This is a genomic window from Pseudomonas sp. B35(2017) (assembly GCF_002113645.1).
GTDB lineage: Bacteria > Pseudomonadota > Gammaproteobacteria > Pseudomonadales > Pseudomonadaceae > Aquipseudomonas > Aquipseudomonas ekonensis.
Window position 1 is genome coordinate 36,556 of sequence record NZ_NEIZ01000005.1, and the last position, 15,543, is coordinate 52,098.

Annotated in this window: 14 protein-coding genes and 2 pseudogenes; 10 read left to right on the top strand and 6 right to left on the bottom strand. The window is 64.2% G+C overall.

Annotation, left to right across the window (positions count from 1 at the left end):
- Window positions 1–419: 419 nt before the first annotated feature.
- The 6 genes from CAG41_RS11345 (at window position 420) to CAG41_RS11370 (ending at window position 6,648) form a co-directional block, all read left to right on the top strand.
- On the top strand, window positions 420–2,141 hold the full coding sequence (locus tag CAG41_RS11345; protein ID WP_085707008.1) for a carbamoyltransferase C-terminal domain-containing protein: 1,722 nt from the start codon (window positions 420–422) through the stop codon (window positions 2,139–2,141).
- Between the two features lie 63 nt (window positions 2,142–2,204).
- Window positions 2,205–3,380 (top strand): MFS transporter, encoded by a 1,176-nt coding sequence (locus CAG41_RS11350; protein ID WP_085707009.1) that lies wholly within the window; start codon window positions 2,205–2,207, stop codon window positions 3,378–3,380.
- 1 nt (window position 3,381) lies between these two features.
- Window positions 3,382–4,044 carry an HAD family phosphatase gene (locus CAG41_RS11355; RefSeq protein WP_256575506.1) on the top strand — a complete coding sequence of 221 codons (663 nt, stop codon included), beginning with the start codon at window positions 3,382–3,384 and terminating at the stop codon, window positions 4,042–4,044.
- On the top strand, window positions 4,041–4,679 hold the full coding sequence (locus CAG41_RS11360) for a YdcF family protein (RefSeq protein ID WP_085707010.1): 639 nt from the start codon (window positions 4,041–4,043) through the stop codon (window positions 4,677–4,679). The genes CAG41_RS11355 and CAG41_RS11360 overlap by 4 nt, the downstream gene beginning before the upstream one ends.
- 24 nt (window positions 4,680–4,703) lie before the next feature.
- Complete coding sequence (locus CAG41_RS11365) at window positions 4,704–6,161, top strand: amidohydrolase family protein (RefSeq protein WP_085707011.1); 1,458 nt, start codon at window positions 4,704–4,706, stop codon at window positions 6,159–6,161.
- A gap of 118 nt (window positions 6,162–6,279) precedes the next feature.
- The gene (locus CAG41_RS11370; RefSeq protein ID WP_085578365.1) at window positions 6,280–6,648 is read left to right on the top strand and encodes a glyoxalase superfamily protein; all 369 of its coding nucleotides are present in this window, start codon (window positions 6,280–6,282) and stop codon (window positions 6,646–6,648) included.
- 260 nt (window positions 6,649–6,908) lie between these two features.
- Here the strand turns inward: CAG41_RS11370 and CAG41_RS29140 are convergent, their stop codons facing one another.
- The gene (locus CAG41_RS29140) at window positions 6,909–7,772 is read right to left on the bottom strand and encodes a methyl-accepting chemotaxis protein (protein WP_371856092.1); all 864 of its coding nucleotides are present in this window, start codon (window positions 7,770–7,772) and stop codon (window positions 6,909–6,911) included.
- A gap of 42 nt (window positions 7,773–7,814) precedes the next feature.
- Window positions 7,815–8,765: pseudogene (locus CAG41_RS29145) on the bottom strand (methyl-accepting chemotaxis protein); the annotation flags it as partial.
- Between the two features lie 338 nt (window positions 8,766–9,103).
- On the opposite strand from CAG41_RS29145, the gene CAG41_RS11380 reads away from it, so the two are divergent.
- Window positions 9,104–9,775, top strand: coding sequence for a histidine phosphatase family protein (locus CAG41_RS11380; RefSeq protein ID WP_085578369.1), 672 nt, complete (start codon window positions 9,104–9,106; stop codon window positions 9,773–9,775).
- 26 nt (window positions 9,776–9,801) lie between these two features.
- The gene (locus CAG41_RS11385; protein WP_085707012.1) at window positions 9,802–10,623 is read left to right on the top strand and encodes a phosphatase PAP2 family protein; all 822 of its coding nucleotides are present in this window, start codon (window positions 9,802–9,804) and stop codon (window positions 10,621–10,623) included.
- Between the two features lie 63 nt (window positions 10,624–10,686).
- Here CAG41_RS11385 and CAG41_RS11390 read toward each other — a convergent pair whose 3' ends face one another.
- Both CAG41_RS11390 and CAG41_RS11395 read right to left on the bottom strand, forming a co-directional pair.
- A complete protein-coding gene (locus CAG41_RS11390) occupies window positions 10,687–12,120 on the bottom strand; it encodes a glycosyltransferase family 39 protein (RefSeq protein WP_085707013.1) in 1,434 nt (477 codons plus the stop codon).
- A gap of 69 nt (window positions 12,121–12,189) precedes the next feature.
- Entirely contained in the window at window positions 12,190–12,777 is a 588-nt protein-coding gene (locus CAG41_RS11395) for a GNAT family N-acetyltransferase (RefSeq protein ID WP_085707014.1), read from the bottom strand.
- Between the two features lie 149 nt (window positions 12,778–12,926).
- On the opposite strand from CAG41_RS11395, the gene CAG41_RS11400 reads away from it, so the two are divergent.
- Window positions 12,927–13,499, top strand: coding sequence for a GNAT family N-acetyltransferase (locus CAG41_RS11400; RefSeq protein ID WP_139834968.1), 573 nt, complete (start codon window positions 12,927–12,929; stop codon window positions 13,497–13,499).
- Window positions 13,500–13,604: 105 nt separating this feature from the next.
- Here the strand turns inward: CAG41_RS11400 and CAG41_RS11405 are convergent, their stop codons facing one another.
- Together CAG41_RS11405 and CAG41_RS28815 are read right to left on the bottom strand one after the other, a co-directional pair.
- Window positions 13,605–13,967: a DUF6124 family protein gene (locus CAG41_RS11405; protein WP_085707015.1), complete on the bottom strand. Its 363-nt coding sequence runs from the start codon at window positions 13,965–13,967 to the stop codon at window positions 13,605–13,607.
- 178 nt (window positions 13,968–14,145) lie between these two features.
- Window positions 14,146–14,235, bottom strand: a pseudogene (locus CAG41_RS28815) (hydrolase); the annotation flags it as partial.
- Window positions 14,236–14,473: 238 nt separating this feature from the next.
- Here CAG41_RS28815 and CAG41_RS11410 point away from each other — a divergent pair.
- Window positions 14,474–15,475, top strand: coding sequence for a restriction endonuclease (locus tag CAG41_RS11410; RefSeq protein ID WP_085707073.1), 1,002 nt, complete (start codon window positions 14,474–14,476; stop codon window positions 15,473–15,475).
- Window positions 15,476–15,543 lie beyond the last annotated feature (68 nt).

A 15,543-nucleotide genomic window follows, 5' to 3' on the forward strand; every position in this document is an offset into this window, starting at 1 on the left:
GCTCGCTCCTACACGTTTTTGTGTGTCTTGAATCGCGCAAACCTTTGGAAACAAAAGACTTCGGGCTGCATTTAAATTTTAGGTCGCGTTTTGCGGGCGCTCCGCACAATTGCGGCTAGGCTGATTCCCGGACACGCAGATTCGATACTGCAGGTTCGGCACCCACTTGATGTCAGGCATGAGGCCGTGTGAGTGGGTTACCTCCCGTGGAGTTTTTTCTACAAAAGGAATTGGCGATGACCATGCGCACTCATGATGCCCTCCCCTAAAGGCATGTCCCGGCGAACGTAACCGCTTCGCCGCCTCACTTGTTAACGACCCACGGCCACTGACGGCCGGAATCCGCCATGGGCCCGGGCAACAGATGCCTGGCGCACGGGCGCGCTCATCCATGAAGTCGGCAATAACAGGGAACAGTCATGCTCATTCTAGGGATCACCAACAACGATCTGTCGGGCGCTTGCCTGGTGCGCGACGGTCAGATTCTGTCTGCGGTCAGCGAAGAACGCTTCACCCGGATCAAGGACCACAAGGTCTGGCCCGCCCAGTCCATCGAATTCGTGCTGAGCCAGGCCGGGGTCTCGCTGGAGGATCTCGACCATGTGGCGTACGGATGGAACGCCGGCTTCAACGCCGACAAGCACATGGAGCTGTACTTCGACCGCATCGTCGAGGAGGCGCGGAACAATCCCGAGGGCCTTGCACAGTTCCGCAAGCGCGTCACCGACGAGATCCGCAACGATAAGGAAAAGCGCGCCGAGTTCGACCGGTTCATCGCAGACAACGGCCTGGCCGGCAAGGCCTACTTCATTGACCACCATGAATGCCATGCCCTGGGTGCCTATGTCTGCTCGCCGTTCGACGAGGCGCTGACCCTGACCTGCGACGGGCGCGGCGACTTCCAGTCCCTCACCGTGAGCTGGTACGGCCCCAACGAAACCACCGTGCTGCAGCGCGAGACCAGCATCGACAGCCTGGGCTATTTCTACGGGCGCATCACCCGCCTGCTGGGTTACAAGCCCAACCGGCACGAGGGCAAGATCACTGGCCTTGCCGCATTCGGCGATCCGCAGAAGCTGCTGGGCGTGATGCAGCAGATGATCCGGTTCGAAGACGGGCGCATCAAGGCGGTGTGCGGCGACCTGTTCCTGCCGTCCTACGACCACTACGCCGACAGCCTGCAGGCCCTGCTGGCCGATGAGACCCCCGAGGACATCGCGGCGGCCGCCCAGCGCCACACCGAAGACCTGCTGGTGGCGACCGTCAGCCATCACCTGGCGCAACGGGGCAGCGCCGCCCTGTGCCTGGCCGGCGGCGTGTTCGGCAACGTGAAGCTCAACCAGCGCCTGCGCGAGATCCCCGGCGTGAAGGACGTCTACGTGCTGCCGTGCATGGGCGACGGCGGCCTGGCCCTGGCGGCGGCGGTCGGCGCGGCGTACCTGGAGAACGGCACCCGCTTCAAGGCCCCGTCGATGATGCTCGGGCCGGATTCGCGCAGCGTGTCGCAGAACATCAACCTGATCCACCGCGACTACCCCGAGCTCGGCTACCACACGCCGTCGAACCTCATCGAGGTGCTCACCGAGGCGTTGCAGGAAAACCAGGTGCTGGGCATGTTCAAGGGCAAGATGGAGTTCGGCCCGCGTTCGCTGTGCAACCGCAGCATTGTCTACCACGCCCAGGATGCCGAGGTGAACGACTGGCTGAACAAACGCATGCACCGCACCGAGTTCATGCCGTTCGGCCCGGTCACCGCCATCGAACAGGCGGCGGCCTGCTACGTCGGCTGGGAGGAAAGCCAGGTGGCGGCGGACACCATGACCATGACCTACGATTGCCACCCGACGTTTCGCGAGGCGAGCCCGGCGGTGGTGCACATCGACGGCACCGCCCGGCCGCAGGTCATCCGTCCGCAGGCTGATCCGTTCATGCATCGCCTGCTGACCGCCTGGCACGAAAAGACCGGCCAGGCCGCGTTGATCAACACCTCGTTCAACCGCCATGAGGAACCCATCGTCTGCACGTCCCGGGATGCCCTGGATGCGTTGAAGGAGGGGATGGTGGACCTGGTGGTGATGAGCGAATCGCTGATCGTCTGGCGCAAGGGCAAGAACCCTTTCACCCAGCACCGTTTCGAATAGACGCAAGACCGACAGCAGGGCTCCGCCGGAGCCCTGACCGGAGGCAAGTCCTATGGATGACGAATGTATCTGATCTTTTTCGGTTTCTTTGCGGCGGAAGGGATCATCTATCCGTTCTGGCCGACTTGGCTGGACTCGCTGGGCTTCAGCGCCAGCCAGATCGGCCTGCTGATCGCGGCGGTGTACTGGCCGCAGGTGGTGACCGGCGTGCTGATCACCTACGTGGCCGATTGGCGCGTGGATCAACTGCGCCTGGCCGCCGCGCTCGGTTTCTCGGCGGCGCTGTGCACGCTGCTGTTCCATTTCATGCCGGCGCACCTGTGGGGATTCGTGTGCCTGAGCATCCTGTTCGGCGGCCTGTGGATGGTGGTGCTGCCGCTGTCCGAGTCCTACCTGCTCAAGCGCGACAAGCAGGCGTTGCAGAACTACGGCTGGGTGCGGGCGGTGGGGTCGTCGGCGTTCATCCTGACGTCGACCCTCGGCGGCCTGCTGTTCGCGCACCAAGGCCAGTCCTGGGTGCCGCTGGTGATCGCGGCGAGCATGGCCTTCACCGGGGTGGCCTGCCTGTGGCTCAAGCATCGGGTGCCGCGCACGCCGCCGGCGCCGGCCGGGCGCCCCCCCAAGCGTCCGGACTGGACAGCGCTGTTCGCCCACAAGCCGCTGCTGATCGCGATTGCGGCGGCCAGCTGCATTCAATTGAGCCACACCCTGTACTTTTCCACCGCCTCGATCGGCTGGGGCGTGAAGGGGTATTCCGCGAGCTGGATCGGCGCGTTCTGGGCGTTGGCGGTGCTGGCGGAAATCACCTACTTCGCGTTCTCCAACAAGGTCCTGGCGCACTGGCCGGCGCTGCCGGTGGTGATGGTCTCCAGCGTCTGCGCCGCCGTGCGCTGGGCGTTCTTCTCCGACAGCGACGCGCTGGCGCTGATCGTGCTGGGGCAATGCCTGCACGCCCTGAGCTTCGCCGCCTACCATTCGGCGATCATGCGCCTGATCCGTGATCACGCGCCGCAGGACATCCAGGTCTTCACCCAAGGCGTCTACTATTCGCTGGCTGTCGCGTTGCCCATGGGGCTGGCCACGCCGTTCGCCGGCTACCTGTACGAGACGCTGCCGCAGTGGTCCTATCGCGTCATGGCCCTGTTCGCCCTGGCCGGCACGGCGCTGGCCTTCATCGCCCACCAGAAAATGCGAAGTTCAACGGATGACACCAAGAACGTTTACAGCCGTCTGCTTTGACATGGACGGCGTGCTGATCCAGTCCCGCGAGGTCATCGAACTCGCCTGGACGACCGTGGCGCGCCAGTACGCAATCGCCGTCGACCAGGCGTTCATCGACGAGCACATTCACGGCCGCCCCGGTGGCTACACCTTGCAGGCCCTGTTCGGCCGCTTCGACGAGCGTAAGCGGGCGGCGATCAAGCAGGAAGTCGACGCCATCGAGGAACGTTCCGCGTGCTCGCTGGTGCCGGGCGTCGCCGAACTGATCGGCCGGCTCAGGGGCCGCGTGCCCATGGCCCTGGTGACCAGCAGTTGGCGGGCGCGGGTCGAGCATGTCCTGCAGCAACATGACCTGGCCTCGGCCTTCGACACCATCATCTGCCGTGACGATGTGCGCCACGGCAAGCCCGCGCCCGATCCCTATCACCTGGCGGCGGCGCGGCTGGGTTGCCGAAGCGATGAATGCCTGGTCTTCGAAGACTCCGTCAGCGGCGTGCAGTCGGCCACCGGCAGCGGCGCGCTGTGCATCGGCATCGGCGACGACCCGACTCTGACCGGGCACGGCGCCGCGTGCGCGTACGCCGACTTCACCCGGCTGCCGGTCTCGCTGGCGGCGGAATCGGCCCATGGCTACGTCGACGGCGGTCTGGTCCTCGGTGCCCGGGAGGCGGTCCTCTCATGACGCCGACCCTCAAGCACGCCAACGTCCTGTGGGACTTTCTCGGGTCGGGGCGCGGGCACGAGTCCTGCGAGCTGATCGTGGTCTGCGGCTCCTATGATCTGCGGGTCTGCGACTACGCCTGCGAGCTGCTCAAGCGCGGCGTCGCCCCGCACCTGCTGTTCACCGGCAACACCGGCAACTGGACGAAGCATTTGTGGGAACGTCCCGAAGCCGAAGTCTTTGCGCAACGGGCCCTTATGCTGGGGGTGCCGGCGGAGCGGTTCACCCTGGAGCGACACGCCACCAATTTCGCCGAGAACATCGCCTTCGCCAAGGCGCTGTTTCCGGACGTGCGCCGGGCGACCTTCCTGACCAAACCCAACTCGATCCGGCGCGTGGCGTTGACCTTGCCCGTGCAGTGGCCGGAGCTCGACGCGTGGGTGGATGCGCCGGCGTTCGGCTTTCCCGACGGGGTCAGTCACTTGATCGGCGTGCTGGGGCTGATCGACGAAATGGTCGGGGATGTGCACCGGATCAAGGTTTATCCGTCGCTGGGCTTTCAGGTCGGGCAGGAAATCCCGGAAGATGTCCAGGTGGCCTGGCGCTACCTGATCGAGCAGGGATTCGATCATCATCTGATCAAGGGAAGGGACTGACGCTGGCCTGATGCCGGAGACCCCATGCGCTACGACACACTGATCCGCAACGCCCACGTCATCGACGGCAGCAATGCCCCCGGCTACACCGCCGACGTGGCGATCCGAGCCGGCCGCATCGAGCGCATCGGCGACCTGCCGGACGCCCGCGCCGGCGATGAGATCGACGCGGCCGGTCGGGTGCTGGCACCGGGGTTCATCGACGTGCACACCCACGACGACACCGTGGTGATCCGCCAGCCGCAGATGCTGCCCAAGCTCAGCCAGGGCGTGACCACGGTGATCGTCGGCAACTGCGGGATCAGCGCCGCACCGGTCAGCCTGCGGGGCGATCCGCCGGATCCGATGAACCTGCTGGGCAGTGCGGCGGCGTTCGTCTATCCGCGCTTTCGCGATTACCGCGCCGCGGTCGAATCGGCGAACACGACGCTGAACGTGGCGGCGCTGGTCGGGCATACGGCGCTGCGCAGCAATCACCTCGATGACCTGTTCCGCACCGCCAGCGCCGAAGAGATCGCCGCCATGCGCGAGCAGTTGCGCGAAAGCCTCGAAGCAGGGGCCTTGGGGTTATCCACAGGCCTGGCCTATGCGAGCGCGTTCTCGGCGTCCACCGAGGAAGTGATGCAACTGACCGAAGAGCTGAACGCCTTCGGCGCGGTGTACACCACCCACCTGCGCAGCGAATTCGAACCGGTGCTGGAGGCCATGGACGAAGCGTTCCGCATCGGCCGCCACGCGCAATCGCCGGTGATCGTCTCCCACCTCAAGTGCGCCGGCGTCGGCAACTGGGGGCGCAGCCCGCAACTGTTGGCCTCGTTGGAGGCGGCGGCGAAAAACCATCCGGTGGGCTGCGACTGCTATCCCTACGCGGCCAGTTCCTCGACCCTGGATCTCAAGCAGGTCACCGACGCCCACCGCATCACCGTCACCTGGTCCACGCCCCACCCGCAGATGGGCGGCCGCGACCTGGCCGACATCGCCGCCGAATGGCAGGTGCCGCTGCTGGAGGCGGCGCGGCGCCTGCAACCGGCGGGCGCGGTGTATTACGGCATGGACGAGAACGACGTGCGGCGGATCCTCGCGCATCCGCTGACGATGGTCGGCTCCGACGGCCTGCCGGAAGACCCGTTCCCGCATCCTCGCCTGTGGGGCGCGTTCCCTCGGGTGCTGGGGCATTTCAGCCGCGATGTCGGGCTGTTTCCGCTGCACACCGCCGTGCACAAGATGACCGGGCTGTCGGCCAAGCGCTTCGGCCTGGCGGAACGCGGGGAAATCCGCGAAGGGCATTGGGCGGATCTGGTGCTGTTCGATCCGGCCACCGTGCGCGACGTGGCGGACTTCAACGACCCGCAACGGCCGGCGCAGGGGATCGACGGCGTGTGGGTCAACGGCGCTTTGAGCTACCGCGACGGGCAAGCTACAGGGTGCCGGGAAGGACGGTTTCTGGCGCGCCGGGGCGACCTGCGGGAGGGATTTCGCTGAGGATTCCGAGCAGTGCGTCACAGTAGTGGCACATTGCAATTAAAGAATGCCGGGCGCAGGCCGAAGCGCTGACATCCAGCCCGTCTACAATTGGGGCCAATCAGTCAGGGAGCAACCCATGAGCTTCGGCAAAACCACTCCGATCCTGCGGATTTTCGATGAGGCCAAGGCGATCGAGTTCTACGTCGGTTTCCTCGGCTTCACGATCGATTGGCAGCACCGCTTCGAAGAAGGCTTCCCGCTGTACCTGCAAATCTCCCGGGGTGATTGCGTGCTGCACCTGTCCGAACACCACGGCGACGCCACGCCGGGCTCGGCCCTGCGCATCGAGACCGACGAACTGGAGGCGTTTCAGCAGCAACTGATCGCCAAGGCCTACAAATTCGCCCGCCCGGACATCCAGGCCATGCCGTGGGGCAGCCAGGACATGACCGTGACCGATCCGTTCGGGAACCGGTTGGTGTTCACCAATGCGATTTGTGTTTGAGGCGTTCGCTGGCGTAGCAGAGCGTCTGCGGTAACGGCCGAACGTTTTCGGCAACCCTTCTGACCGCTTTCGCGGGCAAGTCGCATCGCCGTTCCCACATGGCTTTGCGGTGGGCGCAGATTCTGCATCCACCCCAATCCTCTGTGGGAGCCAGCCTGCTGGCGATGGCGCCAGAGAAGGCGCCCCAGGAAAAGATCAAGACAGTTGCTCCCGCAGGTTCGTTGCGTCCCTGCGGGAGCAGGCTTGCCCGCTGACGGGTGTCAGACGCGGAAGTGACTCACCATCTGCTGCAGCTGACCGCCCAGGCGGGCCAGTTCGACGCTGGACGCGGCGGTCTCGTCGCTTGCGGCGGCGGTCTGTTCGGACACGTCGCGCACGTTGATGATGCTGCGGCTGATCTCTTCGGCCACGGCGCTCTGCTGCTCGGCGGCGGCGGCGATCTGCTGGTTCATCGACTGGATGTTCGACACCGTGCGGGTGATGTTCTCCAGGGAGTCGCCGGCCTTGCGGGTCAGGGCCACGCTGCTGTCGGTCAGGGCGCGGCTGTTGTTCATCACGGCGGCCACTTGCTGGGTGCCATTCTGCAGGCCCGCCACCAGTCCTTCGATTTCCTCGGTGGACTTCTGCGTGCGCTGGGCCAGGCCGCGGACTTCGTCGGCGACCACGGCGAAGCCACGGCCCGCCTCACCGGCTCGGGCCGCTTCGATGGCGGCGTTGAGGGCCAGCAGGTTGGTCTGTTCGGCCACGGCCTTGATCACGTCCATGACGCTGCCGATCTTGTCGCTTTCCTGCTGCAGCACGGTCATGGCTTCGGTGGAGCGCACCACTTCGCTGGCCAGACGCTCGATCTGGGCGATGGCTTCGTTGACCACCTTGTCGCCGTCGCGGGCTTCGCCGTCGGCGGCCGCAGCGGCCTGGGAGGCCTCTTCGGCGTTGCGCGCGACTTCCTGCACGGTGGCGGTCATTTCATGCATGGCGGTGGCGACCTGATCGGTCTCGACCTTCTGGCTGTTGACCCCGGCGCTGGTCTGCTCGGTGACGGCCGACAGCTCTTCGGCGGCGCTGGCGATCTGGGTGACGCCGTCGCGGATGCCGCTGATCAGGTCGCGCAGGGTCACGCCCATGCGGGCGATGCCTTGCTGCAGCACGCCGAGTTCATCGCGGCGGGTGACCTTGACGTTCTGGGTCAGGTCGCCGCTGGCGATGCGCTCGACCACGGTCAGGGTTTCCTGCAGCGGACGGGTGATCTGACGGGTGATGATCACGGCGGCGATCACGCCCACCAGCAGCGCCAGCAGGGTGCTGATCAGTTGCAGGGTGCGGGCCTGGGCGCTTTCCACGTCGCGGCGGTCAAGCTGGATCTGGTACAGCTGCTCGCTCAGGGTCACGATGGTGGCGCCCTGGTCGGTCATTTCCTTGCGCGCCTGCACGGCGTCGGTGTTGGCGGCCTTGTAGGCCTGCAAGGCGCTGCGGTAGCTGACCAGCGCGTCTTCCAGCTGGCGCAGGGCGCTCTGGTGGGAGCTGGCGAAGTGCGCGTTCAGCTGCTTGAGGCTGGCGATCGCGACATTCAGCTGGGCGACGGCTTTCTGTTCGGTGTCAGCGTTGGTGGTGGCGGTATAGCCGCGCACTTCGTAGCGCGCCAGGATGAACGCTTCCTTGGCTTCGGTGATGGCCTGGAACTGCTCGAAGCGCTGCTCGCTCATCGGCAGTTGGCGGACGAAGTCGCTGATGGTCTCAAGCTGGGTGTAGGCGGTCTCGGCGTTGGCGGACATGGTGTCGCGTGCGCTGTTGCCGGTGCGGTAGGCGTTGCGCATCTTGTTCAGCGACGTCTGGTACTCGGCGATGGTCTGCGCCTGCTCCTTGAGCAGTTTGACGTTTTCCGGGCTTTTGAACTTGCTGATCAGCGCCTGCTGCTGAGCGGCGAAGCCGTCGAGGGTGGTCTGCACGTTCTGCGCGGCGGTCTCGTCGCCGTTGGTCAGCATGTATTGCAGGCGCACCACGCGCAGCTTGGTCAGGCCGGCGTTGAGCTGGGTGATGTCGCTCATCCAGTTGCTGCGGTCAATCAGGCCGCCCAGGCTGGTCCAGCCGGTCAGCGCCAGGATGCAGGTCAGTGCCAGGACAAGGCCGAAGCCCAGCCCCAGTTTGAGGTTCACGCTGATGTTGCCGAACCAGCTATTCATCACAATTCCTCCAGAAACGTTGTGCTGCTTGATCGTCGGTTGGGCTGGAAGATTGTTGTTCTTTTGAGCCAGCAAGGGTGTTAGCAGGACTGTATCGGCCGCAATCCCGAGAGCTGAAAGGATTTTGTCGGACGGAATCTGTAACAAAGCTTTCCGGCGCGTCCGCACGTCCTCCCAAGGTTTTTTTCACACGCGTTTCACCGGTCGCCCACGCCGCTGTCCTTAACCTCGCCGCTTTGAATGTCGCGTGCTGTATGCCGGTGAGGCGGCCTGCTGTGGAATTGAGACTGAGTCTGTTCGGGGTCAAACGCTCGCTGTCGCTGGGCGGCCTGGCCCGCTACCGCAATGCCTGGGTGATCCTGGCGGCCACGCTGCTGGCGGTTCCCTTGACCCTGTGGCTGCTGGCGCCTGCGGCGGTGCCGGACCTGGCCCACGGCAACGTGGCCGGCGCAAAGGCGCTGGCGGCGGGGTGGGCCAAGGGCGACATGATCGTGCTGGTGCGCCATGTCGAGCGCTGCGACCACTCCAAGGCGCCTTGCCTGATCGGCAACGATGGCATCACCGACCGCTCGCGCAGCGTCGCCGTGGGCGTCGGCGCGCAGTTCGAGCGCCTGGGCCTGGCCCACGCCGACATCTACAACAGCCCGATGCTGCGCACCGTGCAGACCGCCGGCTACATGTTCAACCGGGCGGCGACCGGCGAGGACTGGCTGATCAACTGCAAGGGCCGGATGCTGCAGGACGCCCTCGCGCACAAGGTGCCGGGGCGCAACCTGATCCTGGTGACCCACAGCGAATGCATGGCGCAGCTGGAAAAGGATCTGAAGGTCTCCGCCTCGACGCCCGGCTACGGCGCCTCCCTGTTCATCTCCGCCGCCAACCCATCGGCGCCGAAAATGCTCGGCCTCATCGAAGCCTCGGACTGGCGCTCGGTGACCGCCCAATGACTGCCTCCCTCACCTCAGGACACTCCATGACGCCCAGCCGCTACTACCTGTTCAACTTCGGCATTCCCCTGGCCTGCGCGGCGCTGGTGTTTGCGGTGTTCGACATGACCCACCTCGATGTCGCCTTCAGCAACCTGCTGTTCGACCCGGTGAGCCAGTTGTTCCCCATCGAGCAGAACCACCTGTTCGAACAGTTCACCCACAAATGGGCGCGAATCATTCCGAACTGGACGGCCGAAGGGGCGTTGATCGCGTTGATGCTGTCGTTCGTCTGGCCATTGTTGGGCACCGACCGGCGCCCGCGCCTGGGTGCGTTCCTGGAGCGCAGCCAGGTGGCGCCGGTTCTGCGCTTCGCCGCTGAGCATCGGCGCGACTGGCTGTTCGTCGTCGTGGCGTTCGCGCTGTGCACCGGCGTGATCCATTTCCTCAAGGCCCACACCAGCGTGTATTGCCCGATCGAAACCACGCTGTACGGCGGCAAGATGGCGCACGTCGACTGGTTCAGCAATTTCCAGCTGTTCCGCGAGGCCGGCGACGGCCGGTGCTGGCCGGGCGGCCACGCGTCGGGCGGGTTCACCATGCTGGCGCTGTACTTTGTGGCGCGCCGCCACCAGTGGCGTTTCTCCAGCGCCGTGCTGTACGGATCGCTGCTGCTCGGCCTGGTCTACGGCACCACGCGGGTGCTGCAAGGCTGGCACTACATGTCCCACACGTTCTGGGCCGGGATCTTCGTCTGGCTGACCTGCCTGCTGACGGCGCTGGCCTTCTACGGCCAGGCCCGGCTGGCATTGCCGGTGCTGCAAGAGCGCCGGCGGCCGGTGTTCGCCGCCCAGGCCGGCACTGCCTGACCCTTCTGCGTCGTGCATGAAAAAACCGCCGTCACTGGCGGTTTTTTCATGGGCGTGAATCCCTCAGTAGCCGACGAAATAATAGGCCTGGCGCCCGACCATCATGGTCTTGAGCACTTTGAGCGGCGCGGCGGGCTCGCTGTCGCCGGACATCACCGCCACGTGGGCCGGCGAGGCGCGCAGGTAGGCGTCCAGTTGGGCGGGGGTGTCCAGGCCCTTGAGGATGCTCTGGGTGTAGAACACGCTGGCGCCACCCAGCCGCTCGTTGGCCTGGAACAGCGCCACCTGTTGGCCGTTGGCCTGCATCGACTGGATCTGCTCGGTCAGCGGCAGGAACGACAACTGGCGGTCGGCCCGGGGCATCGCCCACTGCGCTGCGCCCAGGTAACTGGCGATCACCAGCGCCAGCAGGCCGGATGCCAAGGCCCGGCGGTGCCGAGCGAGCCAGCCGGTGAAGCCGTGTTCGCGGCCCTTCAGCCGTTCGAACAGCACCGCCGCGTACTCCGCTGCGATCACAGCGGCGGCCGGGGTCATCGACATCAGGTACACCGTGCGTTTGCTGGAGGCCAGGGTCAGCATGATGAACTGGGCAATGATCCACAGGCTGAAAAACAACAGGTAACGGTTGGCCCGCAGGCTTTTGCGAAAGTGCCACAGCCCCAGGTACACCAGAATGTTCCACGGCAGGAACGCTTCCGGCAGTTTGGCCAGGTAGTAGTAGAACGGTTCGTAGTGGCCGGCCTCCACGAAGGAGCCGCTGAAGCGCCCGACGCTGTTGGTCAGCAGCACTTCGCCCACGGCCTGCGCGCCGCCGCGCTGGTACAGCACCGCCAGCCAGATCAGCAGCGGCACCAGCCCCAACGCCGTCAGCAGGCCCGGACGCAGCCAGGCGCCGAGCTTCAGGCGCCGGTCCATCAGGTTGTCCGCCAAAAGGTACGCGAAGATCACCACCCCCGGCATGGCCAGGCCCAGCACGCCTTTGCTCAGGGTGGCGACGGCGATCCCGGCGGCGAACAACAGGCCGTTGCCCGCCGTCGGCGAACGCAGGCCCTGGAAAAACGCCAGCAGCGCGGTGGTCACGCCGAGCGCCAGCAACGCGTCTTCTCCGACGCCGCGCACGTTGCTCCAGTAACTGGCCATGGTCGCCAGCAGAATCCCCGCCGTCCAGGCGATGGCCCGTGGCCGCCCGAGACGGCGCAGCATCGTGTACAGCACCATCACGCTGAACAGCCCGGCAAACGCCGACGCCAGCCGCACCGCCCACGGTGACACGCCGAACACGCGCAGGGCGCCGGCGTCCAGCCACAGGCTCAGGGGCGGTTTCTCCAGGAACGGCTCGCCGAACAGGCGCGGCGTCACCCAGTCGTTGTCCAGGTGCATCTCCATGGCGATCCCGGCGACCCGGGCCTCGGTGGAGCCTTGCAGTTGATGGTTGCCCAACGCGAAGAAGAACAGCAGGGCGGCAAGCAGGAACAGGGACGAGGCGGCACGCGACATGGATTCAGGCAACCGGAGTTGAGCAGGAAACCCGAGCTTACCCGGCCAATGCTTAACAAATTGTGAACGTCAGGAAAGACGTCGCGACCAACGCTGCTCTTCCGCCTCGAACCGCTCGTTCACCCGCGCCGTCAGCACATGGTCCTGCCAGCGTCCGGCGATGTTCAGGTACGCCTTGGCGTAGCCCTCACGCTCGAACCCCAGGCGCTCCAGCAACCGCGCACTGCGCTCGTTGCCGGGAATGTAGTTGGCCATGATCCGGTGCAGGTTCTGGCCCTCGAACATGTAGGCGATGCCGGCCTCCAGCGCTTCATGCATCAAACCCTGGCCCTGATGGGCCTCATCGATGTGATAGCCCAGGAAGCAGGCCTGGAACGCGCCGCGGATGATCCCGCTGAAATTGCACGCGCCGATCATCTGTCCGCCGTCCGGCGTCAGCAGCGCCAAATGCACCGCCAGCCCGGCCTCGAAAGCGCTGCCCTGCACCTCAAGGCGCCGGCGGATCTGTTCGGTGGAGAAGTAGTCGTCGGTGCGGATCGGCGACCACGGGGCGAGGTGCCGCTGGTTGCGTCGGTAGAAATCGTGTTCCAGACCCGCCTGCTCCGGATCGAGCACGGCGAGCGTCAGGCGTTGGCAGGGCAAGGTGAACAGCGGCATCGGGCGCTCCGTTGGCGGGACTTACTGGAAGAATTGACCGATAGGGACGAAAACACAAACCGCTCGCTTGAGTTTGCGCAGGGTCTGAAGATTCACGAGGCGGCTTCGTATATCGTCGAGCCCCATGGAATCCGATCAAGGAAAAGGAAATGGAGTTTGCGTTCACCACCGGCCAGCAATCATTGCGCCTGCTGCCCCCCGACCCGACGCTGTGCACCGCGCTAGCCCACGCGCTCAACACCAGCCATGTCGCCCACGCCGAATTCCTGCCCTGGGCCCGTCCCCACACCACCGAGGAACAGGCGCTTGAGTTCCTGCTCATGTCCCGTGACGACTTCAGCAGCGAAACCGGCGAACGCCGCTGGTTCATCGTCACCGACGACGGCCAGACCGTCCTGGGCTGCATTGGCCTGAAGCCTCGGCGACGCAATCGTTACGTCGTGGGGTATTGGGCCAACACCGAGCATTCGGGCAAGGGCTACATGCGTGCTGCATTGAGGCGATTGCTTTGTGGTTTTCCTGACGCGGCCTTCTATCTGAGCGCGTCTTCGGCCAACACCCGCAGCCAACGCCTGGCAGAATCCGTCGGATTCGAGCTGATCCGCGTGCACCGCGCGGCCCGCAACTCGCCGCAGCACGGCGTGCAAGACACACTGGCCTACCGCCTCGATGCCAAATCCCAGGCAAAAAAAAGCCCGCGGGAGAGCGCGGGCGAACCGTAGTTTCTTGAATGAGCGAGGGCAATGTACACGGCCGTCGATTAACGGGGGGTGAAGAAAAGTTCATGTCGATGAATGACTTGCACCCTCGGCGCCAAGCCTGCCGCCTCAGTGGACAACGGGCGCCGGCGGTGGCACGACGACCTGCTGCGGATCGACAGTTTCCAGCGCCCGACACACCAGCATCTCCGTCATGGTCGCCAACTGCTGAATCGCCAGCATCCGACTGCGCTGCGCCCCCTCGAAACCGTCGGCGAAATTGGCCGTCACGGTGGTGAGCGCGGCCAGGGTTTGGGTGGCGTGCGTGAGTAGGGTCAGCGTGTCCACATCGGTGCGGACGCTGAACAGCTCCTTGAAGGGGGGCGCTTGCCGACGCTTGCGCACACGTTCGCTGGGCTGCGGGCGGGACTCGTGGGTTTCCGAATCGGGCGCTGAGGACTGGGCTGGTGGGGTCTGGTTGTCTTTCTTCATGACGGGGCTCCAGGCATTTGATGGCCGGGTGAAAGCGAAGCCAGGAGCCTATCGTGTCGGTGATGCTTGAAACAGTTCATGGAAGTCGACGCGTGTTGCGGGAAACTTCCTAGGACGTGCTTAGCGAAGCACGGAGCTCGGCTGAAGTTGGCGTGTGTCTGAAGTGATGTCCCCACAGTTAAATGCCTAGCCCACCGGAGCGATTCAGTGACGAACTCACGGTCAGGTCGGTGAGCAATGTTGGCTGCAATACGGCGTTGACTGATGCTGGGGGTATCCAGGTAGGCGCAGAGACTTTTTTCGACCGTCGCGCGTGATCGACTGTAGGGCAGCAGTACCAACTTGTGGACAAGTATGTTGCTTCGCCGTCGAGCTGATCGCGGCCTTGTGAAACCTGATTTTTGCCTGCAGGTAAGCAGAGCTACGTGTCGTGCTTTTTTCATTCACACAAAGAATCACCATTGCTACAGTTTCGCCTCAACTCCATGGAAAGAATGAGTATCAACATGCCCACGATGTGGATGATTCGAGGTGACGGCGGCCGTCTCTATGACGATTTCAGAGATCGCAATCTCGCAGCCATTGGGTGGACTCAACTGGCGCTTGAGGCCAAGCCTGGCGTTACCCGAAAGGCGTTGATCCAAGCCTATAAAGATCTACAGCCAGGGATCAAGGATGCAAGTGCCGTATCGGGTGCTTCCCAGGTGTTCCGTTTCGTTAACGAAATCAACATCGGCGATACGGTCGTTACCTATTCTCCTGCGAACCGGACCTACTTGGTGGGCCGCTTCACTGGTGCGTGCCAGCATCGTCCCGACCTGGCAGAGGTGGGTATGTCTTTGACCAGGCCGGTTGAGTGGTTTGCGCAGGAGGTCGACCGCGACAAACTCACCGGTGCCAGCAGAAACAGTCTGGGATCTACGCTTACCGTGTTCAATGTTGCTGAGGATGCCCAGAAGGAATTGCTGGCCCTGGCCACTGGGAAGAACGTGACCACTGCACCAAAGGATTTGATTGAAGAACCAGAAGCTCTTGAGGATCCGCTTAAGGGCGTTCAGGAGATCGCCTTCGAGCGCATCAAGGATCAAATCAACAGTCTGGACTGGGCTGAGATGCAGGAGTTGGTGGCGGGCATTTTGCGAGCCATGGGATACAAAACGCTTGTTTCACCGGCCGGTGCTGACCGCGGCAAGGACATCATTGCATCGCCCGATGGTTTTGGATTTGAGCCACCGCGAATTGTTGTAGAGGTCAAGCATCGGAATGCCCGGATGGGGAGCAACGAAATCCGCAGCTTTCTTGGTGGAAGGCACAAGGATGATCGAGGGTTATATGTGAGCACTGGCGGGTTTACTAAAGAGGCCCTGTATGAAGGAGAGCGGGCCAACGTACATCTGACGATGTGGACGTTGGATGAACGGGCGCGCACGTTGATGGCGCATTATCCAGCTACCGATCCGGAGACTAAGCGATTGGTGCCGTTGAGTTACTTTTATGTGCCTGCGTGAAGGTTGCCTGTCTTGAGTTGGTGATTGGAGAGGTGGAGGATTCGGGTGAGATAATATCTGGCATTACT